This window comes from Janibacter sp. HTCC2649, assembly GCF_000152705.1.
GTDB lineage: Bacteria > Actinomycetota > Actinomycetes > Actinomycetales > Dermatophilaceae > Knoellia.
Map to the genome: position 1 here is coordinate 3,289,214 of NZ_CH672413.1, position 25,548 is coordinate 3,314,761.

The 25,548-nt window shown below is 67.1% G+C and carries 22 protein-coding genes and 1 tRNA gene; 14 read left to right on the plus strand and 9 right to left on the minus strand.

Annotated features, from left to right (window positions below):
• Window positions 1-15 precede the first annotated feature (15 nt).
• The 5 genes from JNB_RS21170 to JNB_RS15770 all read left to right on the plus strand — a co-directional run bounded on the left by JNB_RS21170 (window position 16) and on the right by JNB_RS15770 (window position 7,489).
• The gene (locus tag JNB_RS21170; RefSeq protein ID WP_237700677.1) at window positions 16-801 is read left to right on the plus strand and encodes a DUF1365 domain-containing protein; all 786 of its coding nucleotides are present in this window, start codon (window positions 16-18) and stop codon (window positions 799-801) included.
• Entirely contained in the window at window positions 798-2,033 is a 1,236-nt protein-coding gene (locus JNB_RS21175; protein ID WP_009777507.1) for a cyclopropane-fatty-acyl-phospholipid synthase family protein, read from the plus strand. The genes JNB_RS21170 and JNB_RS21175 overlap by 4 nt, the downstream gene beginning before the upstream one ends.
• A gap of 213 nt (window positions 2,034-2,246) precedes the next feature.
• Entirely contained in the window at window positions 2,247-3,257 is a 1,011-nt protein-coding gene (locus tag JNB_RS15760) for an ABC transporter ATP-binding protein (RefSeq protein ID WP_009777508.1), read from the plus strand.
• The gene (locus JNB_RS15765) at window positions 3,254-4,645 is read left to right on the plus strand and encodes an ABC transporter permease (RefSeq protein ID WP_009777509.1); all 1,392 of its coding nucleotides are present in this window, start codon (window positions 3,254-3,256) and stop codon (window positions 4,643-4,645) included. Before JNB_RS15760 ends, JNB_RS15765 begins: the two co-directional genes overlap by 4 nt.
• Before the next feature lie 66 nt (window positions 4,646-4,711).
• Complete coding sequence (locus JNB_RS15770) at window positions 4,712-7,489, plus strand: bifunctional YncE family protein/alkaline phosphatase family protein (RefSeq protein WP_009777510.1); 2,778 nt, start codon at window positions 4,712-4,714, stop codon at window positions 7,487-7,489.
• Window positions 7,490-7,571: 82 nt separating this feature from the next.
• On the opposite strand, the gene JNB_RS15775 is transcribed toward JNB_RS15770, so the two are convergent.
• Window positions 7,572-8,570, minus strand: coding sequence for an NAD(P)H-binding protein (locus tag JNB_RS15775; RefSeq protein WP_040883900.1), 999 nt, complete (start codon window positions 8,568-8,570; stop codon window positions 7,572-7,574).
• Window positions 8,571-8,591: 21 nt separating this feature from the next.
• Between JNB_RS15775 and JNB_RS15780 the strand changes: the two genes are divergently transcribed.
• From JNB_RS15780 to JNB_RS15790, 3 genes are all read left to right on the plus strand, one after another.
• Complete coding sequence (locus JNB_RS15780) at window positions 8,592-9,317, plus strand: CPBP family intramembrane glutamic endopeptidase (protein ID WP_009777512.1); 726 nt, start codon at window positions 8,592-8,594, stop codon at window positions 9,315-9,317.
• A gap of 107 nt (window positions 9,318-9,424) precedes the next feature.
• A complete protein-coding gene (locus JNB_RS15785) occupies window positions 9,425-9,790 on the plus strand; it encodes a zf-TFIIB domain-containing protein (RefSeq protein ID WP_009777513.1) in 366 nt (121 codons plus the stop codon).
• Window positions 9,791-9,862: 72 nt separating this feature from the next.
• Window positions 9,863-10,687, plus strand: a complete 825-nt coding sequence (locus JNB_RS15790; protein WP_148232465.1) for a hypothetical protein — start codon at window positions 9,863-9,865, stop codon at window positions 10,685-10,687.
• A gap of 3 nt (window positions 10,688-10,690) precedes the next feature.
• Here the strand turns inward: JNB_RS15790 and JNB_RS15795 are convergent, their stop codons facing one another.
• On the minus strand, window positions 10,691-11,824 hold the full coding sequence (locus tag JNB_RS15795) for a YibE/F family protein (RefSeq protein WP_009777515.1): 1,134 nt from the start codon (window positions 11,822-11,824) through the stop codon (window positions 10,691-10,693).
• Window positions 11,825-12,643: 819 nt separating this feature from the next.
• Here JNB_RS15795 and JNB_RS15800 point away from each other — a divergent pair.
• The 3 genes from JNB_RS15800 (at window position 12,644) to JNB_RS15810 (ending at window position 17,118) form a co-directional block, all read left to right on the plus strand.
• Window positions 12,644-13,459 carry a hypothetical protein gene (locus JNB_RS15800; protein WP_148232467.1) on the plus strand — a complete coding sequence of 272 codons (816 nt, stop codon included), beginning with the start codon at window positions 12,644-12,646 and terminating at the stop codon, window positions 13,457-13,459.
• A 1,468-nt stretch (window positions 13,460-14,927) separates the two neighbouring features.
• The gene (gene xerC, locus JNB_RS15805) at window positions 14,928-15,734 is read left to right on the plus strand and encodes a tyrosine recombinase XerC (protein WP_148232468.1); all 807 of its coding nucleotides are present in this window, start codon (window positions 14,928-14,930) and stop codon (window positions 15,732-15,734) included.
• Between the two features lie 175 nt (window positions 15,735-15,909).
• Window positions 15,910-17,118 (plus strand): IS481 family transposase, encoded by a 1,209-nt coding sequence (locus tag JNB_RS15810; RefSeq protein WP_009777519.1) that lies wholly within the window; start codon window positions 15,910-15,912, stop codon window positions 17,116-17,118.
• Between the two features lie 35 nt (window positions 17,119-17,153).
• Here JNB_RS15810 and JNB_RS15815 read toward each other — a convergent pair.
• From JNB_RS15815 to JNB_RS15825, 3 genes are all read right to left on the minus strand, one after another.
• Window positions 17,154-17,226, minus strand: a tRNA-Lys gene (locus tag JNB_RS15815).
• A 72-nt stretch (window positions 17,227-17,298) separates the two neighbouring features.
• Entirely contained in the window at window positions 17,299-17,724 is a 426-nt protein-coding gene (locus JNB_RS15820) for a DUF1810 domain-containing protein (protein WP_009777520.1), read from the minus strand.
• Complete coding sequence (locus JNB_RS15825) at window positions 17,715-18,614, minus strand: crotonase/enoyl-CoA hydratase family protein (RefSeq protein WP_009777521.1); 900 nt, start codon at window positions 18,612-18,614, stop codon at window positions 17,715-17,717. The genes JNB_RS15820 and JNB_RS15825 overlap by 10 nt, the downstream gene beginning before the upstream one ends.
• A 30-nt stretch (window positions 18,615-18,644) precedes the next feature.
• Here JNB_RS15825 and JNB_RS15830 point away from each other — a divergent pair, with 30 nt between their 5' ends.
• The 3 genes from JNB_RS15830 to JNB_RS15840 all read left to right on the plus strand — a co-directional run bounded on the left by JNB_RS15830 (window position 18,645) and on the right by JNB_RS15840 (window position 21,207).
• Window positions 18,645-19,286, plus strand: coding sequence for a hypothetical protein (locus JNB_RS15830; RefSeq protein WP_009777522.1), 642 nt, complete (start codon window positions 18,645-18,647; stop codon window positions 19,284-19,286).
• Window positions 19,287-19,573: 287 nt separating this feature from the next.
• Window positions 19,574-20,200: a DUF47 domain-containing protein gene (locus JNB_RS15835; protein WP_009777523.1), complete on the plus strand. Its 627-nt coding sequence runs from the start codon at window positions 19,574-19,576 to the stop codon at window positions 20,198-20,200.
• Between the two features lie 5 nt (window positions 20,201-20,205).
• Window positions 20,206-21,207 carry an inorganic phosphate transporter gene (locus JNB_RS15840; RefSeq protein ID WP_009777524.1) on the plus strand — a complete coding sequence of 334 codons (1,002 nt, stop codon included), beginning with the start codon at window positions 20,206-20,208 and terminating at the stop codon, window positions 21,205-21,207.
• A 180-nt stretch (window positions 21,208-21,387) separates the two neighbouring features.
• Here JNB_RS15840 and pstB read toward each other — a convergent pair whose 3' ends face one another.
• From pstB to pstS, 4 genes are all read right to left on the minus strand, one after another.
• Complete coding sequence (pstB, locus tag JNB_RS15845) at window positions 21,388-22,164, minus strand: phosphate ABC transporter ATP-binding protein PstB (protein WP_009777525.1); 777 nt, start codon at window positions 22,162-22,164, stop codon at window positions 21,388-21,390.
• A gap of 59 nt (window positions 22,165-22,223) precedes the next feature.
• Window positions 22,224-23,144, minus strand: a complete 921-nt coding sequence (gene pstA, locus JNB_RS15850) for a phosphate ABC transporter permease PstA (RefSeq protein WP_009777527.1) — start codon at window positions 23,142-23,144, stop codon at window positions 22,224-22,226.
• On the minus strand, window positions 23,141-24,148 hold the full coding sequence (pstC, locus tag JNB_RS15855) for a phosphate ABC transporter permease subunit PstC (RefSeq protein WP_009777528.1): 1,008 nt from the start codon (window positions 24,146-24,148) through the stop codon (window positions 23,141-23,143). Before pstC ends, pstA begins: the two co-directional genes overlap by 4 nt.
• Before the next feature lie 103 nt (window positions 24,149-24,251).
• A complete protein-coding gene (gene pstS / locus JNB_RS15860; RefSeq protein WP_009777529.1) occupies window positions 24,252-25,370 on the minus strand; it encodes a phosphate ABC transporter substrate-binding protein PstS in 1,119 nt (372 codons plus the stop codon).
• Window positions 25,371-25,548 lie beyond the last annotated feature (178 nt).

A 25,548-nucleotide genomic window follows, 5' to 3' on the forward strand; every position in this document is an offset into this window, starting at 1 on the left:
ACAGATGTTGGTGTCATGACTGATGTTGGTGTCATGACGGATGCTGTTGCCGTGGCGCTTGATCTCCCCACCCTGCCGGCACTCGTCGTCGGTCGGGTCCACCACACCCGGCACACGCCGCTGCGTCATACCTTCACCCACCGGCACTACCAGTGGCTCATTGACCTTGACGAGCCGCTGACCCTCCCGGCCTGGCTGCGTCCGGTCGCCTCCTTCCGCGCCGAAGACCACCTGGCCGGGTCGGAGTCGCACGCCGACCTCAAGGCGAACGTGCTCCGCTGTCTGGAGCGCGGCGGCATACCCAGTGACGGTGTGACGCGCGTGGTCGCCCTGACGAACGCCCGTGTCCTGGGGCACGTCTTCGACCCGATGACGGCGTACTGGTGCCTCACGGAATCCGGCGTCCTGCGCGGGGTCGTCGTCGAGGTGCACAACACCTACGGCGGACGGCATGCGTATGCCGTTGCGCCCGATCCCAGCGGCGCAGCCTCCGTGGACAAGGACTTCTACGTCTCACCGTTCAACGACACGTCGGGGGAGTACGCGATCCGGTTCCACCTCGACGCCGACAGGGTGTCCGTCGGCATCAGGCTGCACCGCGAGGGCAAGCTCATCCTCACCGCCGTGGTCGAGGGCGACCTCGTCCCGGCGACGCCGCGCTCCGTGCTGGCCACTGTCGCCCGCCACCCCCTCATGCCCCAGCGCGTGACTGCCCTCATTCGGATGCACGGCATCCGCCTGTGGGCCCGCCGTCTGCCCGTCCAAACCCGTCCCCCTGCCTCCGAAGAGAGTGTCCGATGACTTCCGAAGTCCTCCCGTCCTTCGAAATCCCCACTGCCAAGACGCTGTTCACGCGCGGAGCCGTGGCTCGCACCCTGATCCACAAGATCGTTGCCGGTGTCCCGGTGCGGCTGCGCTACCCCGACGGTTCGCAGGTCGGAGGTGGCGTTGAAGACGGCCCGACACTGGACATCGTCCGCCCCGCATCGATGTATCGGCGGATCGAGCAGCACCCGAAGATCGGTCTGGGCGAGGCCTACATGGCCGGCGACTGGCACGCCGCCCCCGGCACCGACCTGGCTCAGGCACTGCTGCCGTTCGCGGCCAAGATGGGGCAGCTCCTGCCCAAGCCCCTGTTGGCGCTGCGACGCATCGCTGACCGCGCCCTGCCCGCCGGCACCCGCAACACGCTGACCGGCAGCCGCGCCAACATCGAGGCGCACTACGACCTGTCCAACGACCTCTTTGCCGCGTTCCTCGACCCGACGATGTCCTACTCGTCGGCCCTGTTCGACCACACCAAGCCGCTCGCCGGCCAGGACCTCGTCGAGGCCCAGCACCGCAAGATCGACGCCATGCTCGACTCGACGGCGGTGGGCCCGGGCTCGCGTGTCCTCGAGATCGGCACGGGCTGGGGCGAGCTGGCGCTGCGCGCAGCGGCCCGCGGTGCCGATGTCCTGTCGATCACCCTCTCGCACGAGCAGCGGGCGCTGGCCCAGGAACGCATCGCCGCCGCCGGCCTCAGCGACCGCGTCGAGGTGCGGCTCCAGGACTACCGCGAGGTGTCGGGCGAGTTCGACGCCATCGTCTCGGTCGAGATGATCGAGGCCGTCGGCGAGGAGTACTGGCCGACCTACTTCGGTGCGATCGACAGCCTCCTGGCACCTGGTGGCACTGCCGCGGTCCAGGCCATCCTCATGGATCACGACCGCTTCCTCGCGACCCGCAACTCCTACGGCTGGATCCAGAAGTACATCTTCCCCGGTGGCATCATCCCCTCGCTGGACGCGATCTCGGAGGTGACTGGACGGCATACCGGACTGAAGGTTCGCGACGTGCGCGCGTTCGGTGGCGACTACGCAGAAACGTTGCGGCGCTGGCGTTTCCAGTTCCTTGAGGCGTGGCCGACCATCGAGGGCGGCGCCTTCGACGAGACGTTCAAGCGGATGTGGGAGTTCTATCTCGCCTACTGCGAGGCCGGGTTCGCGTCCGGCTACCTCGACGTGGCCCAGGTGACCCTGCGCCGCGACTGATCCACGACTCTGCGGCGGACTTTGCCCTCCGCAGACGGGCTCTCCATGAAGTGGGCCGACAGTGTTCGGCATCAGTTCACCCTGCGCTGGTGATCTCTCGAAAGTTCGGTGTGCGTTTCCCCTGCGTTCGTCGTAGGTGACCCGTCACGTCTCCCTCGCGCTCGTAACTTCCCTCGAGGCAGGGGGCGCGAGCAACTACGGGAGACACACATCATGAATCGCAGCACGGCGGTCCGAGCGCGCGGACTCACCAAGAAGTTCGGTGACGTCGTTGCCCTCGACGCCCTCGATCTCGACGTCGAACCGGGACAGATTCATGGGCTCGTCGGACCCAACGGAGCGGGCAAGACCACCCTGCTGGGGCTCCTCCTCGGGCTGGCGGTCGCCGACTCCGGAAGCCTCGAGGTTCTGGGGACTCCGGTCGGCCCGGTGCTGTCGACCCCCGATGGTGTCGCCGGGTTCGTCGACGGGCCGGGCCTCTACCCGTCGCTGACGGCACGCCAGAACCTGTCGTCCGTCGTGAGCCTGCGGGGCCAGCGCCATCGCGGCGACGACGTCGACGAGGCCCTGGTCAGGGTCGGGCTCGACGACGTCGCCGACGACGCGGTCCGTGGCTTCTCCCTGGGGATGCGTCAGCGCCTGGGGCTCGCCGCGGCGCTGCTCAGCGAGCCCCGGCTGCTCATCCTCGACGAGCCGGCCAACGGCCTCGACCCCGCCGGCAAGCGCCAGGTGCACCGCGTCCTCACCGACTTCGCCGAGGCCGGTGCGACGGTGATCCTGTCGAGCCACCGGATGGACGACCTCGCAGCCCTGTGCACCGACGTCACGCTGCTGTCGACCGGCCGCATGGTGTTCTCGGGCGCTCCGCAGAAGCTCGCCGTCGAGGGCGGCCTGCTCGACTACCGGATCCTCACGCCGGACGGCGACGGGGCTCGACGGGTCGCTGAGGCCACCCCCGGCGTGCGGATCGTCCACACCCGCGACACCCTCGGGCTCGCCGACACCTCGGGGCTGGTCGTGCGCGGCCACGAGTCCGCGGTGGATGCGCTCGTCGTGGGCCTCGTGGGGGCAGGCATCGCGATCCGTGAGCTGGCACCGACCATCCCGCCGCTCGAGGCTGCCTTCCTCGCGCTCACGGGGGCCGACACGCAGAGCTACTTCCCGGAGCGCCTCGGCCAGCCCGACCCTCTCGAAGCCGCACCCGTCAAGGAGCTCGTCCGATGACCACCACGCTCGAACGTCCCGACACTGCGGGGGAGTCGGCCCCGGCAACATCGGCCGCCGCAGCCGCCGCCGCGTCGGCGGCCCGGACCGGGCTGTCCGCCGTCTATCGCTTCGAGCTGCTCAAGCTCCTCGCCCAGTGGCGGCTTCGGGCCGTCTTCCTCGCCTGCCTCCTCGTGCCCGCCCTCTACACCGCCGTCGTGAGCGGCCAGACGTCGCTGCCGGCCGACTCGGTCTATGGCCGCTGGATGAACCAGTCGGGGTGGGCGGGATCGCTGGTGATCCTCGTCTTCATGGGCACGCTCGTCCTGCCCCTGCTCACGAGCGTTGTGTCTGGCGACATCTTCGCCGTGGAGGACCGACTCGGGACGTGGCGCCACCTGCTCGTCACGGTCCGCTCAGCGCGGCTGATCTTCGCGGCGAAGGCGCTCGCTGCCCTCACCGTGACCCTCGCGCTCTTCGTGCCGCTCGTGACCTCGTCCCTCGTCGGCGGGCTGCTCGTCGTCGGCAGCCACCCCGTGCCCGGTCTCGACGGACACCTCATCGGCTCGGGCGAGCTGTCCGGTCTCGTCCTGCTCTCGTGGCTCACCGTCATCCCGCCGACGCTGGCGTTCTCCGCGATCGGCCTGCTCGGCTCGGTCTCGTTCGGTCGTTCACCCCTCGGGCTGCTCATGCCCGTCGTGTTCGCCGTCGTCCTCGACCTCGTCCACCTCATGCCCGCTCCGGTCGCCCTCCGGGCGGCGACGCCGACCAGCCCTTTCACGGCATACAGAGGGTTGTTCACGGAACCGGCCCAGAGCGGAATGCTCGTCATCGGTCTGGTGGTGAGCGTGGCCTGGGCCGCGCTGGCGACCTGGCTCGCCTACCGGACGTTCGTCCGCCGCGACTTCACCGACCTCGCCAACGACGGGTCGGCTCGTCGCTTCGTGCTCACGGGTCTGCTGCCGCTCGTCGGGCTGTTCGTCGCCGCTGCGGCCGCCGTGTCGACGGTGACCGGTGTGACCGGCAGCGGCGTCAACCGCCCCAAGCTCGAGGCGTCCCTGGCCACCTCCTTCTCGCACCTCTACGTGCTCCAGAACACCGAGCTCAAGCGGTCTGCCCTGACTGCGGAGCAGCTCAGGTCGACCGCCGAGTGCGACAAGGGCGGCGACCGGGTCGAGGACACCGGCCCCGGAAACGACTGGCGTTGCGTCGTGACGTGGACGGTGCCCGGTGCCAGCGGGACGGCCAACGCGATCTACCAGCTCGATGTCCTGCCGGACGGCCGCTACCTGGCCGACGGCGACGGACCAAAGGAAGTCAACGGCTACTTCCTCGTCCGCACCCAGACGGGGGATGCACCCAACCCCCTGTGGCAGTTCGACGGTCTCGTCGACCTGCTCGAGAAGTAAGCGCTCCACGGCACCACCTGCAACCACAACTCAACAACAACTCAACACACAACTGAAAGGTTTCCCATGCGCGTCACACGCAACCGGGTGGAGAAGGTGGCCGGCCGCCACGTCTCCCGACACCTCATGGCCATCACCGCCGGCTACCTCGCCCTCGTCGTCACGGGAGGGATCGCCTACGGCTCGACCAACGGCTTCGGCGAGAACCTCGTCGGCACCGAGTACGCGGACGGACAGCAGATCTCCTCGAACCAGCTGATCAAGCCGATCGGTCAGCGGCTGCTCACCGAGTACGGCAAGTTCATGGGCTCGACCATCAGCCCGGACGGCCGGTACCTTGCCGCGACGGCGAACGACCGCTCGATCTCCCTGCAGATCTTCGACCTCAGCACCAACAAGCTGATCTTCCGGGCGGGCACCGCCGCTGGCGCGAACCTGCGTCCCGCGGACAACACCGTCGGCCAGGAGGGACCCACCTATTCGCCCGACGGCCGCTTCCTCTTCATGCCGAACGCCACGGGCATCACCCGCTTCCCGGTCAACGCTGACGGCACCCTGTCGGCCGGGACGAAGATCGCCATCCCCACCCTGGCCAACCCCAGTCGGCAGGCCCTCACCGCCGGCCTGACCTTCTCGCCCGACGGCAAGACCCTGTATGCCGCCGTCAACGGTCAGAACTCGGTCGTCGCCATCGATCCGGTCGCCGGAACGATCACCCAGACGTGGAACGTCGGGATCGCGCCCCGCCAGCTGACGTTCGTCGGCGCCAAGCTCTACGTCTCCGACGAGGGCGGCCGTCTGGCCAAGGACGGTGAGACGACGATCGAGTCGTACGGAACCAACGTCCCGGCCAACCCGGTTCTCGGGAACTCGACCAACGGCATACTCAGCGTCATCGACACGACGAGCGCTGGTGCGCCGGTCGCGTCCCTCGAGGTGGGGCTCCACCCGACCGCGATGCACGTTGCGGGCACGATCCTCTACGTCGCGAACACGAACGACGACACCATCTCCGTCGTCGACACGAAGACCGACAAGGTCGTCCAGACCATTGCCACCCAGCCCTGGGCCAGCTCGAAGGTGGGCTACGAGCCGACCGGCATGACGGTCAAGAACGGTCGACTCCTCGTCACCCTCGGTCGTGCGAACGCGGTCGCGGTCTACAAGCTGGGCGCGAGCGCGCTCGACCCGGTCAGCTATGTCGGGCTCCTTCCGACCGACTACTACCCCGAGGACGTCTTCTCTGTGGGTGATGACCTCGTCGTCGCCAACCGCCGCGGCAACGACGCCCGCGGCCCCGAGATCACCTACAACGAGGGCTATGGCACGACCCCCGCCACCGGGCACGGCACGCACTCGACGACGGCCTCGCTGACCCGTTTCACGTTGCCGAGCGACGCCACGATCCGGGAGACCTACACGCCGCAGGTCTTCACCCAGAACGGGTGGGGCGGAGCCGATTCCGACGTGAAGCACGCCAAGGACAAGGGTGGGAAGGCGAAGCCCGTCGCGGTGCCCAAGCGCATCGGCGACCCGTCGACGATCAAGCACGTCTTCCTCCTCGTGAAGGAGAACCGGACCTACGACCAGGTCCACGGCGACATGCCCGAGGGCAACGGCGACCCGACCTTGGCCCAGTTCGGTGAGCAGGTCACGCCGAACATCCACGCGTTGTCCCGCCAGTTCGGTCTCTACGACAACACCTACGATGTCGGCACCAACTCCGCCGAGGGTCACAACTGGCTCATGCAGGGCGACAACCCGGAGTACACCGAGTCGAGCGCCGGCGAGTACACGCGGTCCTACGACACCGAGAACGACGTCCTGGGCCACCAGCGCTCCGGCTTCCTCTGGACCGCGGTGCAGGCGGCGGGCAACACCGCTCGCAACTTCGGCGAGTTCTCCTTCTTCGAGAACAAGCCGGCCGGGGCGACCTGGCAGAAGTACTACTGCGCCACCAAGAGCGTGGAGAACGGCGGCGACCCCGCCCAGCTCACCGACCCCGCGATCCGGGTCAACCAGGTCTCACCGATCCCGTCGCTCAACGACATCTCGAACCACGACTCGCCGATGTTCGACTCGAACATTCCTGACCTGTACCGCTACCAGATCTGGAAGCAGGAGTTCGAGAAGCAGGGTCCGGCCAACTTCCAGATGATGTGGCTCTCGAGCGACCACACCGGTGGCGCTCCCGACCCGCGCGCCCAGGTCGCCGACGGTGACCTCGCGGTCGGCAAGATCGTCGACACGATCTCGCACAGCAAGTACTGGAAGGACTCGGCGATCTTCGTCGTAGAGGACGACAGCCAGAACGGTCCCGACCACGTCGATGGTCACCGTGCGCCGATCCAGGTCATCAGCCCGTATGCCGTCCACGGCAAGACGGTCTCGACGTACTACTCGCAGATCAACATGGTTCGCACGATCGAGCAGATCCTCGGCGCCGAGCCGTTGAACCAGAAGGTCGCTGCGGCCACGCCGATGTTCAAGGCATTCTCGGCGAAGCCGGACCTCACGCCATTCACCGCCGTGCCGAACCGGATTCCCCTCACGGAGAACGTCAAGACCGCGCCGGAGTGTGGCCTCGATGAGGTCGCCAACGCCCCCGCTGCACCGACCGTGGCGGCCGCGCAGGTGTCCACTGCGGCCGAGTGGGACAAGTGGGCTCAGCAGCAGCACTTCAGCGGCAAGACCCCGCGTGCGGACTTCTCGCACCCGGAGCAGATGAACCGCTACACGTGGTACCAGACGCACAACTGGGACCTGCCCTACCCGGGCGACTCGAAGATCTACCCGCCGTCGCAGGTCCCCGGTGGGGCACTGCCCGGAGCCGAGAACGAGTGATCCTCGGGTGACTCTCGCATGACGGCAGCGGCCCACCGGACACTCCGGTGGGCCGCTGCTGATTGCTCAGAGACGTCCGGCGTCAGCCGGCCCAGTCGGGGTCGGCGGCGGTGAGCCGACCGGGCTCGACGGTTCCCGGCTCGGGTCGGCTTCCTTCGTCCTTGCCGGCAAGGGCTGCCGTGACGGCCTCCTCGAACGTCTTGGCTCCGCCCTCGGGCGCACCGATGGTGGTGTCGACATCGTTCTCGTGGCACACGACCTCGTGAACGAGGCTGCCCACCAACGGCTTTGCGATGCCCGAAGGGACGGGGGTGACGAGGCCGACCCAGTGGCTCGCGAGCCAAGGGGTGAGGACAGGCACGGTGATGATGGCACGGTCACGCAGCCCGGCCGCCTTGGCGAACCGGTGGATCATGTCGCGGTAGGTGAGGACATCAGGCCCGCCGATGTCGAAGGTGCGGTTGGGCTCGCCCTCGATCTCGGCCGCACCGACGAGGTAGTGCAGCACGTCAGAGATCGCGATGGGCTGGATCCGGTTGTTGACCCACTTGGGCGTGATCATCGCCGGGAGGTTGTGGGTGAGGTGGCGCAGCATCTCGAACGACGCCGACCCCGAGCCGACGATGATCGCGGCCTGCAGGACGACGGTCGGGACGCCGGAGGCCATGAGGAGGTCGCCGACCTCGACCCGGGAGGCCAGGTGGCTCGAGAGCTTCTCGGCGGCCGGGTGCAGCCCGGAGAGATAGACGATGCGTTGGACCCCGGCGCCCTGGGCGGCGAGTCCGAAGGTGCGCGCCATCTCGCGGTCGCGCTCCTCGAAGTTGTCACCACCGTCCATGGAGTGCAGGAGGTAGTAGGCGACGTCGATGTCGGCCAGAGCCGTGTCGAGGTCGGAGCGCGAGGTGGCGTCGCCCTCGATGATGTCGACCTCGTCGTGCCAGGCGCGGCTGGCGAGGCGGTCGGCCGAGCGCGTCAGGACGCGGACCTCGTGGCCGGCAGCGAGAAGGGCGGGCACGAGGCGCGAGCCGATGTAGCCGGTCGCCCCCGTGACGAGGACGCGAATGTGCTGGTCAGGAGTCATCTGTGGCATCGTCTCACTGTCATGCGACATGCACTCACGGAACTGCAGCGGTTCTTCCGCGCGGCGCTCGTCGTGCCCGTGACTCGCGACCATACAGAGTCCGACCGGGCCTTCAAGCGGCGGCGCCTGATTGCCGTGGTCACGCTCGTCGTCGGGCTCGTGCTCAACGCCTGGGCGTTGCGCATCCCGCCCGGCGACGGCCTCTTCTACATCGCGACGTTCGCCCTGGCGGCTGTCTGGGCGGGTGGCGCGTTCCTGTCCGGCCCACTCCATCTCGGGCGGGCGCACACCCGCAGTGGAAGCGAGCGCAGCCGGTCGGTCGTGCAGTCGCTCGTGCTGGGGCTCCTTCTCCTCGCGCTGTTCCTCGTCGGGGCGCTGGTGGTTGCGCGCATTCCCGTGCTGCGCGAGCCGGTGGACGGGCTGCTCGACCACGCCCGCTTCGGCTCGCTCCCCGTCGTGGCCGTCATCACCGCCGTGAACGGGGTGGCCGAGGAGCTCTTCTACCGGGGCGCGCTCTTTGCTGCGGTCGGTCGTCGGCACGCCGTTCTCGTCACGACGATCGTGTATGCCGTCGTCTGTGCTGCCGCTGGCGTCCCGCTGCTCGTGCTGGCGGCGGTGCTCGTGGGAATCGTCGTGGGTCTGCAGCGCCGAGTGACGGGTGGCATCCTCGGCCCGATCGTCACCCACCTCACCTGGTCGCTCGGCATGCTCTTTCTCCTGCCGCACGTCCTCGCCGCTGCTGCCTGAGCGACTTCGTGCCCCGCACGGACCATCGTCGCGGGGCTCCTCATGTCCGTGCGGGGCACGATGTCGGGTGTCGGGACAAAGTGGCGCGCTCGGTCGTTGGGGAGGGCATGAGCACCCTCACCTGCCCCAAGTGCGCATCTGAGATGCGGAACTACGAACGCAACCAGGTCCACGTCGACCAGTGCACCGGCTGCGGTGGCCTCTTCCTCGACCGCGGCGAGCTCGAGGCCCTCGTCAACGCCGAGAACGCCTGGCACCAGCCGCAAGCCGTCCCTCCCCAGCCCGCGCCGCAGGCGCAGCCGGCAGCGGCACCGCAGCAGCCGGCATACCCGCAACATCAGCAGGCCTACGGTCAGCCGGCCGCGCAGGCCTATGGGCAGGCGCCGCGCTACTCGTCCTCGCCGGGCAAGGGCCAGTACGGCTACGGCCACCCGCGACGCAAGAAGTCATTCCTCTCCGAGCTCTTCGACTGACCCGACCCTCCCCGACTCACAGGCCCCCGTTGACATCTGGTCAGCGGGGGTTTGTCGTGCCATATTTCAGTCATGACCGCTGGGGTAGGGGTGGGGGACGACGTCGCGCAGGTCGCGACGCCCGAGCGGGAACGCGCGCCGGGGTGGCACGCGCGATTCCTCATCGCGTTCGGCGGCGCCGTGGTGGTCGTCTCGCTCCTCTTGCTGGGGTCATTGTGGACGGATGGTCTGCGCGCTTCGACGTTCGAGGAACTGCGTGGCGACATCCGCAACGGTGCGGTGCAGGAGTGGTACGTCGCGGACTCCCTGAGCAAGGGCTTCCTCGATGCGAAGGAGGCGCACCAAACGCCGGTCGAGGCCACCGAGGTCACGGACGACGGCATGTTCACGTCGACCGACCCAGCGGGCGAAGCCTCGGGCGGCATCCTCGTCTGGCGAACCTTCGGGGGTCACGGATGGCAGGTCGCGAACGCGGACGCCGGCTTCGGCTCGTTCGACGGACACAAGGCGGACGCGACAGAAGAGACGAGTAAGCTCGTTCGCCAGCTGCGCGACGCGGGTGTGTCGATGCGGCCCTTCGACTGGGGCGACAACACGACACTTCAGAACCTCGCTGGGTTTGGTGCCCTCATCGTCTTCGCGGGCCTGCTCTTCGGTGCCGCTCCGCGTGTGGGAACGCGGTGGTTCTGGTTCTGGCTGTTCCTCAATGGTCCGCTGGCGATCGGCTTCATCGCGTATGCCGTGATGGAGCTCATCGGGTTCCGTCGCCGCCCTGACCCGCCCCTGACAAAGCGGCTCACGGGGATCACCGGCCTGGTCGGCGCGTGGGTGCTGAGCGTCGTGCTGGCCCTCAGCGCCGCCTTCTTGCGCTCCCGCGGTCTGCAGCTCCCGCTCTGAGGGCTAGAGCGCCCGACGGGCCGTCACGGCTGCCAGGGCCGTCGTGATGGGGACCGCAGCGATCAGGCCCAGGGTGGCCACGACGCTGCGGACGATCTCCTGGGCGATGACCTGGGTGGTGACGACGTTGCTGATCGAGGTGTTGTTCGCGGCGATCAGGATGAGCAGCGGAAGGGACGAACCGGCATACGCCAAAATGATCGTGTTGATCACCGAGGCGATGTGCGCCCGACCGACGCGGGTGCCGGCGCGATAGAGCTCGCGCACGCCGTAGCCGGGGTTGGCTCGCGCGAGCTCAGTGATGGTGGCTGCCTGGGTGACCGTGACGTCGTCGAGGACGCCGAGCGTTCCGATGACGATGCCCGCGAGCAGCAGGCCCTGCATGTTCACGCTCTGGCTCGTGGCCAGGAACGTCGAGGAGTCGTCGGTGAGGCCGGTGAGGTGCATGCCTTCGACCCAGGCGGCCGCGAGGAGCCCGGTCAGGCACAGGCTGGCCAGGGTCCCGAGGACTGCGACCGAGGTCAGCAGGCTCACCCCATGAGTGAGATAGAGGACGGTGAGCATGATGGCTGCGGAACCGACGATGGCCACGAGGAGTGGTGACTCGCCGGCAAGGATCGCGGGGACGACGAAGAACAGCAGCAGCGCAAAGGTCACGGCCAGGCCGATCAGGGCAGCGAATCCGCGCCATCGACCGAAGGCAACAACGGCCAGCACGAAGGCGATCGCCAACAGCCAGAGACCCTTGCTGCGCTGGTGATCGACGATGTCGTAGCGCTCTCCCTCCGGAGCAGAGGTCTTGACGAGAACGACCTCGTCACCTTCCGCGATGAGTGGAGCTCCTGGCCCGTTGGGAAGCTCGACGGTGAGCCTGCGCTCGCGGTCGGGGCCGTCCGTGAGCTGCACCAGGGCGGTGCCGCAGCCGTTCACAACCGTCGTCGGCCCGGTGGGGCCCGACTCCTCGCCAGCTGGCGAGGGTGGGCACTCCTTCTTGGTGAGGCCGGTCACCACGGCGAGGGACTGGTCGGCCCGCCCGGACTGGTCGACGGTCTTGCTGGCGGGGGGCCACAGCCAGATCAGCGCAAGAAGGGTGATCAGCCCGGCAGGCACGATGACGGCAAGAGCGACGTTCCGCATCCGCTGCGTATCGCGCGCGTCGTGCCGTGAATGGTGGTGGTGGCCCATGACTCGTGCATCCTTTGCGACAGCCTCGCGGCGATGGGTCAGGACGAGTGCGCCGACTGGTTTCAGGGGTTCGGGAGATGAGTGGGCCCCGTGGGACTCGAACCCACAACCTACGGAGTCCGGCTCCGGGCCGCTCTGAGGGTAGCGTCCGCTCTCCTGCGTGCTCCGGATAGTGTCCACCGGTCGTGGTTGTTCTTGGGTGTTCCAAGGTTCATGAGTGCCCTCATGTGTCCCCTGTTGGGCAGGGAGAGCCACCGACCCTGTAGCGGAGCAAAGACGGTCGGAGGGAGTGCGGGTCAAGCCGTGATGCCCGCCTGGTCCTGGCCCCGTTGTCCGGGAGGACATGCCCCGGTGTTCTGGAGAAGCTGCGGCTTGATGCGTGCTCGTGGAGGCCGGACGGTGTAGCGCAGGGTCGGCGGCTTGGAGGTGAGGGGACGTCTCGAACTGATTCGGGTTGTCCCCTTTGGCATGCCCCGGTGGTGGCCGGGGGAGCGGTGGGGGTGCGCGTGGGCCGGAGCGAAGCGGGAGGCCCGAGCGCGGGGGTCCCTGCCGTGACCCGGCCACGGGCCGGGGCGCGCGCCGAAGGCGCGCCTTGAGTCAGTAGAGAAAGTTCTCACACAGTTGTCCAACGCTGGGCGTCCCCATGTGGCGCAGTGCGTACCTTAAAGACTTGGCAAGGAGGTTCCCGAGATGTCGACTGTGTGGCGGGTCACGTGCGACGGTATGCGCACCGGTGACCGCAGGGGGAGCCGGATTGAGCAGGGGGTAGGTATGGGGTTCTTTCGTCGGATCATCGTCCTTGTCGTGGCGATGAGCGCGATGCTAGGTGTAACAGCGGTCAGCGCCACCGCGTCTAGTCGTGACAGGTCCCTTGAGTTGATTCAAGAGGAGACGGGCAAGTCAGCCAATGCGGTTGGCGCTGGCCTCACAGCGCCCAGCGGCCATACGTTCACGGCGAGCAAGGCAAGGGACGGGTCGTCACGACGCACCTGGGTCCAGCCCGAAGGTGAGGGATTCCGACTTCTGGCAGAACTGCGCGAGGGTGATTCGGAAGTCACTTTCCGAGACATCACTCCCAAGGGCCTGTCCATCATCGAGAACGCTGCTGGACGATTTGAGGTAGTCGCGGACGACACGTCGGAGACGGTCTCAGAGATCCAAGCCCCTTGGGCCGTGGACGCGACAGGGCGTCAGTTGTCTACTTGGTTCGAGGCGGCTGGACGTGACGGCCTACGGCAGAAGGTTGACACCAAGGGTGCTCAATATCCCATTGTGGTGGACCCTTGGGTTTCAGTGGGCTGGTACTACACGCATCCAGTGGTCTTCGTCGAGATGAGCTGGAGCGAGACGTGGGCACTCAAGAATCAGATTCTCACTGACTACAGCATGGCCCCAGGCTTGCTATGTGGCTACGTCCCGACGGTTACCGGGCGAATCGCGTGCGCTGGCGTTTGGCTACTCATCCGGGCTGATGTGCGCAAGACTGTTGATGCAGCGATAGCGGCAAAGAAGTGCTACAAGGTTCGGATGCCCGTTGGCGGAGGGCTCGTCGGATACGACAGTTATTACAAGACCTGCAGATCCTGAGGAGTGATCATGCGCATCAAGTGGCGAGAAGAAGCATTCGTGCTCATCGTGATTGTCAGCATGTTGGTTTACCTGCCGGTCCTTCTCGATGACGTCGCTCCCAGCAGCACGGCCATCAGTTGGTTCATAGTTGGCTGGATTGCTGTCCGTGCATCTGCACTTGTGGTTCGGAGTCGACACCGTCGCGAACCGAGGACTCGCCTCTAGGCGCTCGAAACCACGCTTAGCGGTAGGTCCTCCCACAGATGTTGAGTGGGAGGACCTACCGCTACCGTCCGCGCTCGGCCCCGTAGTCGCCACTGCAACGAGGCACGCACTTTGGCAACGAGAGCCTGAGGTGACGTCCGAGCAACAGGAAGTCGTCGACCGGGTGATTTTGGAGGCGTCCGAGGCCTTCGTGAGCAGTGGGGGCGGTGGGGGCGGTGGGGCTGAGCGACCATGAAGTCGTTCGTCACCGGTTGTTCGAGGAGTGCATGCGGACCTCGCCGGAGAACGAAGAACTCCTCCGCTGCGCCCTTGAGAGGTGGGGGTCAACCGGAGGCACACCGACCCTGTTGACGAAGGTTCGCGACCAGCACCGAAGCGGCTGGCGACAAGCGGGCGGATGAAATTGCTGAAGGAATCTTGGCAGGTCCCGAGGACCTAACGGGCCTGCAAGTCCGACCTGACGGATGTGGTCTACGAGCCTCTGAATGCTGAGGACCCCTGTTGCGCAACCAAGTCGGCTGGAGAACTAGTCGTGCTCTCTATCCAGCGGCTGATGCGTCAACGCAAGGGAACCCCAAGGAATCGCCTTGTTCTAGCGTTCAACAAGGGCGGCAAGGGCATCGACTCGATCGAGGATGAGTCGGCGTCGTTGGGCTGCACCCTCCGGGTCGCGATGGCCAGCGGTGGCGGTCAACTGCTCGCTGTGCTTGCGGTAGACATTCGCAGGCCGAGAGTGGAACCAGCCTGCTGTAAGGCTGCTCGCTGCTGCTGGGCGTCGGGTCGGCAAGCGTCTGCGGTACCGGCCTGAGGACGTGCGGGCGTGGGTTGCTGGCCTGTCGACGGAGGTCGCAGCATGAAGCCGCTCGGGCTCGGGGAGTTCGGAGAGGTGTTCTAGAGGTGTTCTACGCGTCGAGGGCTGACGGGTGGCAGGCGATGGTCTACTACCGGGCGTTCTCGGGGGAGAAGCGCCGGGTCAAGGCATCCGGCAAGACCAAGGCCGAGGCTCGTCGCCGCGTGATGAAGGCTCTTGAGCGTGCGCTGAAGGTCGGCAGTGACGGCGAGTTCACTGCTCGATCGACCTTCGGTGATGGGGCTGAGGCGTGGCTGTCCATGATCGAAGGGCTCGTGGCTCGTGGGACTCGTTCTCCCTCGACGGCTCGACCTGTATCGGCATGCCGTAGAGCGGCACGTCATCAAAGGCGTGGGAGAGCTGCGACTCGGTGAGGTCACCACGGCGCGTCTGGACCGCTTCCTTCAGGGCGTGCTGGCCGACAAGGGATACGCCACGGCGAAACTGTGCCGGACGGTGCTCTCTGGGATCTGTGGGTACCTCGTGCGACAGGATGCGTTGCCCTCCAACCCTGTTCGTGACGTGACGCCGTTGGAGGCGGACAGGGATCGCACCGCCCGAGCGCTGTCCCTGAAGCAGGTTCGTGAGTGGCTGGCGATCTTGGACGCTAACCCAGAGGCGGTGCGCAATGACCTGCCGGAGTTGGCGCGGTTCATGCTCGCAACGGGTCTCCGGCTCGGGGAGGGGTTGGGTGTGCGCTGGTCCGACATCGACATGAAGCGGGGCGTCGTCAACATCGAACGGACGGTGATCCGGATCAAGGGGAAGGGGCTCAAGGCATCGAGACTCAAGTCCCGCACGTCCTATCGCGTGCTCGTCATGCCGGACTGGTGCGTGGTCATGCTGAGGGATCGCAGGGTGCGGCTGGGTGCCTTCGACGGGCCGGTGTTCCCGGACGCCAAGGGCGGTTATCGCGACCGGAACAACGTAGGCCGTGCCTTCCGGGAGGTCCGCAAGGGGACCGAGTTCGCGTGGGTCAAGACGCACACGTATCGGAAGACGGTCGCCACTGTGCTCGACGGATCGAGCTCGTCTGCTCGGCTGATTGCCGATCAACTCGGGCACTCCCGGATCTCGATGACGCAGGACGTCTACATGGGCCGCCGTGCCGTGGATGCGGCCGTGGCTGACGCACTGGGAGCCCTGGACCCGGACAACAAGGCAGAGGCCGAGCAGGACCACCCGGAGCCTGACGAGAACGGGCAGGCAGCAACATGAGTGCCCTCATGAGTGCCCCGGCGGGCTCGTGGCTCGTCGCCCTTGCCGGGTTTGTGCTCAGATCGGTGGGCCCCGTGGTGTCCTGTCTCAACACATCGGCGACACATGTCTCAAGACATAGGCGACAGATGTCTCAAGACATCGGCAACAGTGCTGCTCGGCTGGATCCTCGGTCATGTCGAAAGCGCGTCTGGTCATCACGGCTCTGTTTGTCGAAGGTCTGAAGCCAGCGGAGGTGTCGCGCCGCTACGGGGTGCACCGGGCGTGGGTGTACAAGCTGAAAGCCCGCTACGAGGCCGAGGGGGAGGCTGCGTTCGAGCCCCGGTCGCGACGACCCACAACCTCGCCGCGGGCCACACCTGAGGGCACGGTGGACCTGGTGCTGCGGCTGCGTGAGGACCTGACCGGTAAGGGTCTGGACGGTGGCGCGGACACCATCGTGTGGCACCTGCTTCATGGCCACGGTGTGACCCTGTCCAGGGCGACGGTGCACCGGATCCTGACCCGCGCCGGCAAAGTCACTGCGGAACCGGGCAAGCGGCCCAAGTCGTCCTTCATCCGGTTCGAGGCCGAGCAACCCAACGAGACCTGGCAGTCGGACTTCACCCACTACCGCCTGTCCACCGGCGCTGATGTCGAGGTCATCACCTGGCTCGATGACCACTCCCGCTACGCCCTGCACGTCTCAGCCCACACCCGGACCACCGCCAAGATCGTCCTGGCCACCTTCCGGGCCGCCACTGCTGAACAGGGCTGTCCCGCAGGCACCCTCACCGACAACGGCATGGTCTATACCGTCCGCTTCGCCACCGGCCCGGGCGGACGCACCGCCCTGGAACACGAGCTGCGGACCCTGAACATCGTGCAGAAGAACTCACGCCCCAACCACCCCACCACCTGCGGCAAGGTCGAACGCTTCCAACAAACGATGAAGAACTGGCTGCGCGCCCAACCCGACCAACCCGCGACCGTGGCCGAGCTCAACACCCTGCTCGCAGCCTTCGTCACCGAATACAACACCCGCCGCCCACACCGCTCCCTGCCCCACCGATCCACCCCCGCAACCGCGTACAACGCCCGCCCCAAAGCCACCCCCACAACCGACCGCACCGACGACACCCACGACCGCGTCCGCACCGACAAAATCAACAAGAACGGCGTCGTCACCCTGCGCTACCAAGGCACACTCCACAAGATCGGCGTCGGCCGAACCCACGCCCGAACCCGCGTCTTCCTCCTCGTCCAAGACCTCAACGTCCGCATCGTCGACGCCGCCACCGGCGAACTCCTGCGAGAACTCACCCTCGACCCACACCGCACCTACCACGGCACCGGCCGCCCACCCGGCCCCACCAAAAGCAGCAGCCGGACCCACAAGTTGTAGGTCCGGCTGTCGCCGATGTCTTGCGACATCACAGGTGGGCCCCGTGGGACTCGAACCCACAACCTACGGATTAAAAGTCCGCAGCTCTAACCATTGAGCTAGAGGCCCGCGCGGGGTGAACCCACACGACCGCAGACGATACCGGGCGGCACTGGGCTCGGCGCGCGGCAACCGGGGTCGTCAGCCCAGCAGCTCGATCGTGGCGGGGTCCTCGGCGCCGTCGAAGTACTTGTCGAGGACGCTGGCGAAGAGCCCGCGGTCGGGCGCAGCTTCGGCAGCCCGCACAAACAGGGTCATGGAAGAGCGCAGCTTCACGGCATCGATCCCACCGAACACGGCGACCGGATCTGACCCGGGCAGCTCCAGCAGCACCGAGCAGCACTCCCGCAACCGCTGTCCGAGAACGGGATCCGCGAGATAGGAACGTGCCTCCGCAAGTCCCGACGCGGCATACCGGACTGCCAGGTCACTCCGACCCAGCCCGGCGAGCTGCGGGAAGACGAACCACATCCAGTGGCTCGTCTTGCGCCCACGCCTCAGCTCGGCGAGCGCCGCGGCATACGTTCCGCCGGCGTCCTGCGCTTCGACGAACCGTTCTAGTTCCACGGCACCCAGCCGGGCAGGTCCGCGGACGCCGACGACGTGAACTCCGCCGCCCGCTTCTCCTTGAACGCGGCCACGCCCTCCTTGCCGTCACCCACGCTCGTGACCCACATCGCGAGTGAGTCGACGCGGTGCGCCTCGAGCGGATGGGGCTGAGCAGCGTTGCGCCACATCATCTGTCGCGTCAGGGCCGTGCCCACGCGCGACCTCCCGACGACAAAACGACGTGCCATCTCGTATGCCGTGTCCAGCAACGCTTCCGGCTCCACCACCGCGCGAACCAGGCCACCGTCCAGGGCCTCGGCGGGGGAGAGGATGTCGGCGGCATACGTCCACTCGAGGGCGCGAGAGACGCCCACGAGGCGCGGCAGGAACCACGACGAGCAGGCCTCGGGCACGATCCCGATCTTCCCGAAGACGAACCCGATCCGGGCAGCGGTCGACGCGAGCCGCACATCCATCGGCAGCGTCATCGTCGCGCCGATGCCCACGGCCGGCCCGTTGATCGCTGCGATGACCGGCTTGGTGCAGTCAAAGATCGCCAGGGCGACGCGACCACCGGTGTCCCGCACGCCATCCGCGATGGCGGGGTCATCGAGCCGCTCGGTCATGTCCTCCAACGTCGGCGTGAATGACTCGTCCAGTCCGAACACGTTGCCCTCGCGCGACAGGTCCATGCCCGCGCAGAACGCCCGCCCCGACCCGGTCACGACCACTGCGGCCACGGAGTCGTCGCCGTTGACCCGGCGGAACGCGTGCTCGAGCTCGCGCGCCATCGTCACAGTGAACGCGTTGAGGGCCTCGGGTCGGTTGAGGGTCAGCGTGAGGATGCCGTCGTCCGACACCTCCCAGAGCAGGGTCTCGTAGGCCTCAGGGACGGAAGTCTCAGTCATGCACCTCAACCTACGGTGCACGATGGGGGCATGACAGAGAGCGGCCGCAACGTCCCCCGCCGCCCGGTCCACTTCGGCCCGGACGCCATCGAGGCGCACGGCGCGGGCCTGCCCGGCCCCGCCGAAATCGTTGAGATCGCCCACCAGACCGCGGCGGTCCTCGTCGGCACCGGCCGCGCCGTCCACGACCCGACCGTGACGGGCAGACTGGTCGCCCTCGTGGACGAGCTCGGCCTCTCGACCGTCGCCGACCTCTGGGCCGCCCGCCCGGCTCGCAGTCTGCCCGGAACCCTGTGGCGCCTCTACGCCTTGCGCGAGTGGGTGCGCCGCCAGCCGATCGAGGCAAGCCGTGAGTATGCCGCGGGCATGCGTTTCACGGATGTGGCCCACGCCGTGGCCGGGGTGGCTGAACCGCCCGGCCCCGACGAGGTCAGGGCTCTCGCCGACGAGATCCTCACGGGCGTCTTCTCCGGTGACCTAGCCGTCGCCCTGGAGCGGGCAGCCGCCTTCTCGGCCGTCATTGCAGCAGGGCGCGCGGAGCTGGCCCACGACCGCGACGCCACCGACCCGGCGAGTGCCGGCGCCCTCACCACGACCGCCGCGGCCATGCAGCGCACCGGCAACGACCTCATCGCCAGCGCCGCACTGTGGCGAGCCGGTGAACTCGACTGAGCCACGCGGCATACCCGACGTCGCAAGGACGGGAACACATTGGGGCGGCTGCAGCGTTAGGCTTGTTTGGTGGTGCCGGATCGCGGCAGCCCCGGGTCCCAATTTCAGCCGCTACGAGCGGCCTCGCGCCGTGAGGTGCTCCCGGTCCGGCACCACACCTCTTCACCCCCTCTCGTCCGCGAAACCGCAGGTCAAACACCCGGTGAACCGCCGATGACACGTGGATGGCCAACAGGCCTTAGCCTTGTCAGCGACACCTGTACCTCGAGCCGTTCGGAGCGACTCTCGTGGGCTTCAGCCTCACCCCCAAGGACGACGGGTTCTATGAACTCTTCTCCCTTTCTGCCAAACACCTCATTGACGGCGCCGCAGAGCTCACCGCCATCCTCGGCGCGCAGACGCAGGAAGAACGCGAGACCATTGCGGCCCGCATGAGTGAGGTGGAGACGTCGGCTGACGAGGCCACCCACGCTCTCCTCAGCAAGGTCAACTCGTCGTTCATCACGCCCTTCGACCGTGAAGACATCCACGGCCTGGCGAGCGCCCTCGACGACTGCGTCGACCACATGGATGCCGCTGCCGACCTCGTGGCCCTCTATCGGATCGACGACCTTCCCAAGGGCGTCAGCAAGCAGGTCGAGATCCTCTCGCGCATGGCCGAGCTGACCGTCGAAGCGATGCCCAAGCTGCGTTCGATGAAGGACCTCAGCGCCTACTGGATCGAGATCAACCGTCTCGAGAACTCGGCCGACAAGGCCTACCGCCGCATGCTGGCCAAGCTCTTCAACGCCGACGGTGCAGACGCCATCACGGTGATGAAGCACAAGGAGGTCATCGACGAGCTCGAGGCCGCTGCCGACGCGTTCGAGACGGTGGCCCACAAGGTCGAGGGCATCGCCGTCAAGGAGTCCTGACCACTGTGGACAGCTGGATCCCGGTGGCCCTCGTCGTCGCACTGGCGATGGGCTTCAACTACACCAACGGTTTTCACGACGCGGCCAACGCCATCGCCACGTCCGTGTCGACCCGTGCCCTGACGCCGCGCATCGCGTTGGGAATGGCCGCTGTTGCCAACCTTTTTGGCGCGTTCCTCGGCACCAAGGTTGCCAAGACTGTGGGCAGCGGCATCATCGACGCCCCTGCGGGCAAGGTCGGTCTGACGATCTGTGCGGCCGGGCTCGTCGGCGCCATCGCCTGGAACCTGTTGACGTGGTGGTTCGGCCTGCCGTCGTCCTCGTCCCACGCGCTGATCGGTGGACTCGGCGGTGCGGCGATCGCGGCGTCGACGACCGTGCACTGGACCAAGGTCTTCGAGAAGGTCATCATCCCGATGATCGCCTCGCCGGTGATCGGGCTCGTGGTCGGTTTCCTCGTCATGACGGCCATCCTGTGGCTGTTTCGAGGAGGCAACCCGGGCAAGGTGAACCGCGGCTTCCGCTATGCGCAGACCGTGTCGGCGGCTGCGATGGCGTTCGGTCACGGCATGCAGGACGCGGCCAAGACGGCCGGTGTCGTCGTGCTCGCCCTGACCGTGGGTGGTTTCCATGCCACCGGTGACGACCAGATCCCGCTGTGGGTGCTCGTCGCGAGCGCCTTGGTCATCTCGGCCGGCACGTACGCCGGTGGGTGGCGGATCATGCGCACCCTCGGCCGCCGCATCATCCACCTCGACCCGCCCCAGGGTTTCGCGGCGGAGACGACGGCTGCGGCGGTTCTGTTCGTCGCCACGGCCACGGGCGCCCCGATCTCGACGACGCACGCCATCACGTCGGCAATCATGGGCGTCGGCTCGACGAAGTCCATCAAGGCGGTCCGCTGGGGCGTGGCCAAGAACATCGTCGGCGCGTGGGTCTTCACCTTTCCCGGCGCCGGGATCGTGGCCGCCGCGACCTACCTGGTCCTCAAGCTCATCACCAGCTGACCCACCCCACCCACCCCGACCTCGCCCGGGCCCGCGGCGACAGGACCACTTCTTGTCGGGGCGTCCACCTCTGGGTGGCTGTCTCACCAAGAGGTGGACGTCTCGTGCCAGCCCATCGGCCGCTCTCCGCCCAAAGCCCCGGGAGAAGCAGAAAACGCCGTGCCCACCTGCCACGGCGGCTCAGCCGAAGCGGCCGGAGATGTAGTCCTCGGTGGCCTTCTCGGTCGGGTTGCTGAAGATCTTCTGGGTGTCGTCGACCTCGACCAGGCGCCCCGGCTGACCGGTCGCCTTGAGGTTGAAGAACGCCGTCTGGTCGGACACGCGCGCTGCCTGCTGCATGTTGTGCGTGACGATGACGACGGTGTACTGGCTCTTGAGCTCGTTGATCAGGTCCTCGATGGCCAGGGTCGAGATCGGGTCGAGCGCGGAGCACGGCTCGTCCATGAGGAGCACCTGCGGGTCGACCGCGATGGCGCGGGCAATGCAGAGCCGCTGCTGCTGGCCACCGGACAACCCGGCGCCGGGCTTGTCGAGGCGGTCCTTGACCTCGTTCCAGAGGTTGGCGCCCTTGAGCGAGCGCTCGACGACCTCGTCGAGGGCCTTCTTGTTCTTGAGGCCGTTGAGCTTGAGGCCCGCGGCGACGTTGTCCCGGATCGACATCGTCGGGAAGGGGTTGGGCCGCTGGAACACCATGCCGACGGTGCGGCGCACGGCCACCGGGTCCATCGACGAGGCGTAGAGGTCCTGGTCGTCCAGCGTGACCTTGCCGTCGACGCGACCGCCGGGGATCACCTCGTGCATGCGGTTGAGCGTGCGGAGCACGGTCGACTTGCCGCAGCCGGACGGGCCGATGAAGGCCGTCACGGAGCGGGGCTCGACGGTGAGGGAGACCCCTTCGACGGCCTTGAAGTCGCCGTAGTAGATGTCGAGGTCCTTGACGTCAATGCGCTTGGCCATGAGTTTCGTTTCTCTCTGGGTTCAGAAATTCAGGGGGGTATGCCGTGTGTGCGGCGTGGTCAGTTCCGCACCTTGCTGAACCGGCCGACAAAGCGGCCGAGAATGTTCAGCAGGAAGATGATGAGGATGAGGGTGAGGGCAGCGCCCCAGACGCGGTCGAGGCCCGCAGGCAGGGCCTGGTCACGGTCCTGGTTGATCATCGTCGGCAGGGTGCCCATGAGGCCGTGGAAGAGGTCCGTGGCGATGACCTTGGTGTACGGCGCCAGGATGAGCAAGGGGGCGGTTTCACCCATGACCCGGGCGAGGCCCAGGAGTACGCCGGTGATGATGCCCGAGAAGGCCGTCGGGATGACGATCTTCATGATGGTCTTCCACTTGGGCACACCCAGGGCGTAGGACGCTTCTCGCAGCTCGTTGGGGACGAGCTTGAGCATCTCCTCGGTGGAACGCACGACCGTGGGAATCATCAGCATGGTGAGTGCGAAGCAGACGGCGATCGGGAGGCGCTGGAAGCCGAACGTGGTCACCCACAAGGCGTAGATGAAGAGGGCGGCCACGATCGAGGGGATGCCGGTGAGGATGTCGACCATGAAGGAGACGGCCTTGGCGAGCCGGCCGCGGCCGTACTCGACGAGGTAGATGGCCGTGAGCACGCCGATCGGCACCGAGATGAGCGCCGTGACGAGGCCTTGGATGAGCGTGCCCTGAATGGCGTGAACCGCGCCTCCACCAGGCCGTCGGCCGGTCTGGCCGGCCTGGGACACGGTCCACCAGTCCAGGTCGAGCAGCATCTTGCCGCCGTTGATGATCGTGGAGCCGAGGATCCAGACGAGGGGCACGAGGGCGAGGAGGAACGCGCCCCACATGAGTGCCCGAGCCAGCTGGTCCCGGAAGGCACGCCCACTGGACTTGCCACCGAAGTCGTCAGGTGCCGGGGTCGCGCGCAGGGTGGACTCTTCGCCGATGCTGAGGGTGCTCATTCGCTGAAGGCCTTCCGGCGCTCGATGACGACCCGGGCGGCCGCGTTGACGATGAAGGTGAGGATGAACAGGACGAGACCGGCGGCGATGAAGGCCCCGGTCTTCTGCGGTGAGTCGAACTCACCTGCGCCGAGGGCGATCTTCGACGCGAAGGTCGAGCCGCCGTTGAAGATCGAGAAGGAGAAGGGATCGCTCGAGCTCACCACCGAGAGCAGTGTGGTGACGGCGAGCGTTTCACCCAGGGCGCGACCGAGGCCGAGCATGGCGGCCGAGATGATGCCGGGCTTGCCGAAAGGGATCACGGCGGTGCGGATCATTTCCCATTTCGTGGCACCGAGGGCCAGCGCGGCCTCCTTGTGGGCCGTCGGCACCTGGTTGAAGACCTCGCGCGAGATGGCTGTGACGATCGGCAGGATCATGATCGCGAGGATGATGCCGGCGAAGGCGAGGGTGCTCTTGGCGCTGATCCCCTCCTTGAAGAACGGGATCCAGCCGAGGGCCCCGGACAGGAAGTCGGCGACCGGCTGGAAGTACTGGCCGGCGACCTTCAGGCCCCAGAAGCCGTAGACGATCGAGGGCACGGCGGCGAGCAGGTCGACGAGGGCCGCGGCTGGCTTGCTCAGCCAGCTGGGGGCGTACTGCGTGATGAACAGCGCGACGGCCACACCGAGCGGAACCGCGATGAGCATCGCGATCACAGCGGTGACGATGGTGCCCCAGAGCAGGTCGAGGATGCCGAAGCGAGGGTTGTCACCGCTCGGCACCCACTCCCGGGAGGTGAGGAAGTTCGCGTTGTTGGCGAGCAGGGCAGGGATCGCCTGAATGAGCAGGAAGACAGCCACGAGGGTGACCAGGGCGATCACCAGGATGCCCGACCCGGTGGCGAGCCCACCGAAGATGCGGTCACCGAGCCGTCCGGTACCTGCCTGGTCCGCCGAGAGCGGCGGCCGACCGTCGCCGTCGGGGAGCTCGTCGATCGCACTGTGACCGGTGATCGATGACACGAGGTCGGGTCCTCTCAAGATCTGTGGAAGGGGTGAAGGGGCGGGGCCGGACTGGCCCCGCCCCCTCAGTTGGCCAGACGCATCAGCGTCCGGCGGGTGACGATCAGGAGATCGCGTCGATTGCTGCTTCGACCTTGGTCTGGACCTCGGTGGGGAGCGGTGCGTAGCCGATCTCCTCGATGGCCTTCTGCGCGTCCTCGGAGGCGAAGTACTTGAGGAACGCCTTGATGTTCTTCTGCTTCGCCGCATCCTTGCCCTTGGAGCAGACGATCTCGTAGGTCACGAGGTTGATCGGGTAGGCCCCGGCTTCCTTCGTCGCGTAGTCGAGCTTGAGGGCCAAGTCGTTGCCCGTGCCCGTCTGCTTCGCGGTGGCGACGGCCTTGCCGACCGACTCGCTGGTGAGCTCGACGGCGCCGGCGCCGTTGTCGATCTGCGCGACACCGAGCTGGTTGTCCTTGGCGTAGCTGAGCTCGACGTAGGTGACGCCACCGTCGGTGCTCTTGACACCCTCGGCGACACCGGAGGACTTCTCCTTGCCCTCGCCCTTGCCGGTCCACTTCTTGGCCGGCTCGCCCGCCCAGTTGGCCGGGGACGCAGCCTTGAGGTACTTGGTGAAGTTCTCGGTGGTGCCCGACTCGTCGGAGCGGAAGAACGGCTTGATCGCCGTGGCGGGGAGGGTGACGCCCGGGTTGATCGCGGCGATCTTCGCGTCGTTCCAGGTCGTGATGACGCCGGAGAAGATGTCGCCGGCGACGGCGGGGGTCAGGATGAGCTTGTCGACTCCCTTGACGTTGAAGGCGATGGCAATGGGGCCGGTCACCATGGGGATGTTCCACGCGGGCGAACCACAGGCAGCGGCGGCGTCGTCGGCTTCGACCTTGCCGTCCTTGGGCTCGGTCTTGAGGGCCGAGTCGGAGCCGGCGAAGTCAACCTGTCCACCGATGAACTGCTTGATGCCCGCACCGGAACCGGTGGGGTTGTAGTTGATCGTGGCGCCCGTGCACTGTTCACCGAACTTGGCGGTGACCTCCTCGAAGGCGTTCTTCTGTGCGGACGAGCCCTCGGCGTTGAGGGTGCCGTCGAAGCAGTCCCCGGCAGCCGCGGAAGCCGTCGTGTCACTGGACGACGCCGGGTCGCCCGTGGAGTCGGAGCCGCAACCGGCCAGGGTGATCGAACCGACGAGGGCGAGGGACGCCATCGCGCCGAGACGCTGAATCTTCACTGTGTGTACCTCTCACAAGGAATGAACGGGAGCCGGGCAGCCACGACTCTCGGGACCCGACAATGCGAAGGTAGGGATGGCTGGTGACGCGGCGGCCCGTCGCGGGTGAACGAGGCGTGAACGCTGTTCGGCCATTGCCTTTCGCGCAGTTCAAGTGAGAGTCAGTCACTGCCCCACC

Coding starts and splice junctions, on each gene's coding strand:
- pstA (WP_009777527.1), bottom strand. CDS start 23,144: ATGAGCACCCTCAGCATCGGCGAAGAGTCCACCCTGCGCGCGACCCCG.
- JNB_RS15830 (WP_009777522.1), top strand. CDS start 18,645: ATGACAGAGAGCGGCCGCAACGTCCCCCGCCGCCCGGTCCACTTCGGC.
- JNB_RS15780 (WP_009777512.1), top strand. CDS start 8,592: ATGCGACATGCACTCACGGAACTGCAGCGGTTCTTCCGCGCGGCGCTC.
- JNB_RS21170 (WP_237700677.1), top strand. CDS start 16: ATGACTGATGTTGGTGTCATGACGGATGCTGTTGCCGTGGCGCTTGAT.
- JNB_RS21175 (WP_009777507.1), top strand. CDS start 798: ATGACTTCCGAAGTCCTCCCGTCCTTCGAAATCCCCACTGCCAAGACG.
- JNB_RS15770 (WP_009777510.1), top strand. CDS start 4,712: ATGCGCGTCACACGCAACCGGGTGGAGAAGGTGGCCGGCCGCCACGTC.
- JNB_RS15760 (WP_009777508.1), top strand. CDS start 2,247: ATGAATCGCAGCACGGCGGTCCGAGCGCGCGGACTCACCAAGAAGTTC.
- JNB_RS15810 (WP_009777519.1), top strand. CDS start 15,910: ATGTCGAAAGCGCGTCTGGTCATCACGGCTCTGTTTGTCGAAGGTCTG.
- pstB (WP_009777525.1), bottom strand. CDS start 22,164: ATGGCCAAGCGCATTGACGTCAAGGACCTCGACATCTACTACGGCGAC.
- JNB_RS15825 (WP_009777521.1), bottom strand. CDS start 18,614: ATGACTGAGACTTCCGTCCCTGAGGCCTACGAGACCCTGCTCTGGGAG.
- JNB_RS15790 (WP_148232465.1), top strand. CDS start 9,863: ATGACCGCTGGGGTAGGGGTGGGGGACGACGTCGCGCAGGTCGCGACG.
- JNB_RS15800 (WP_148232467.1), top strand. CDS start 12,644: ATGGGGTTCTTTCGTCGGATCATCGTCCTTGTCGTGGCGATGAGCGCG.
- JNB_RS15765 (WP_009777509.1), top strand. CDS start 3,254: ATGACCACCACGCTCGAACGTCCCGACACTGCGGGGGAGTCGGCCCCG.
- JNB_RS15785 (WP_009777513.1), top strand. CDS start 9,425: ATGAGCACCCTCACCTGCCCCAAGTGCGCATCTGAGATGCGGAACTAC.
- JNB_RS15795 (WP_009777515.1), bottom strand. CDS start 11,824: ATGCGGAACGTCGCTCTTGCCGTCATCGTGCCTGCCGGGCTGATCACC.
- JNB_RS15775 (WP_040883900.1), bottom strand. CDS start 8,570: ATGACTCCTGACCAGCACATTCGCGTCCTCGTCACGGGGGCGACCGGC.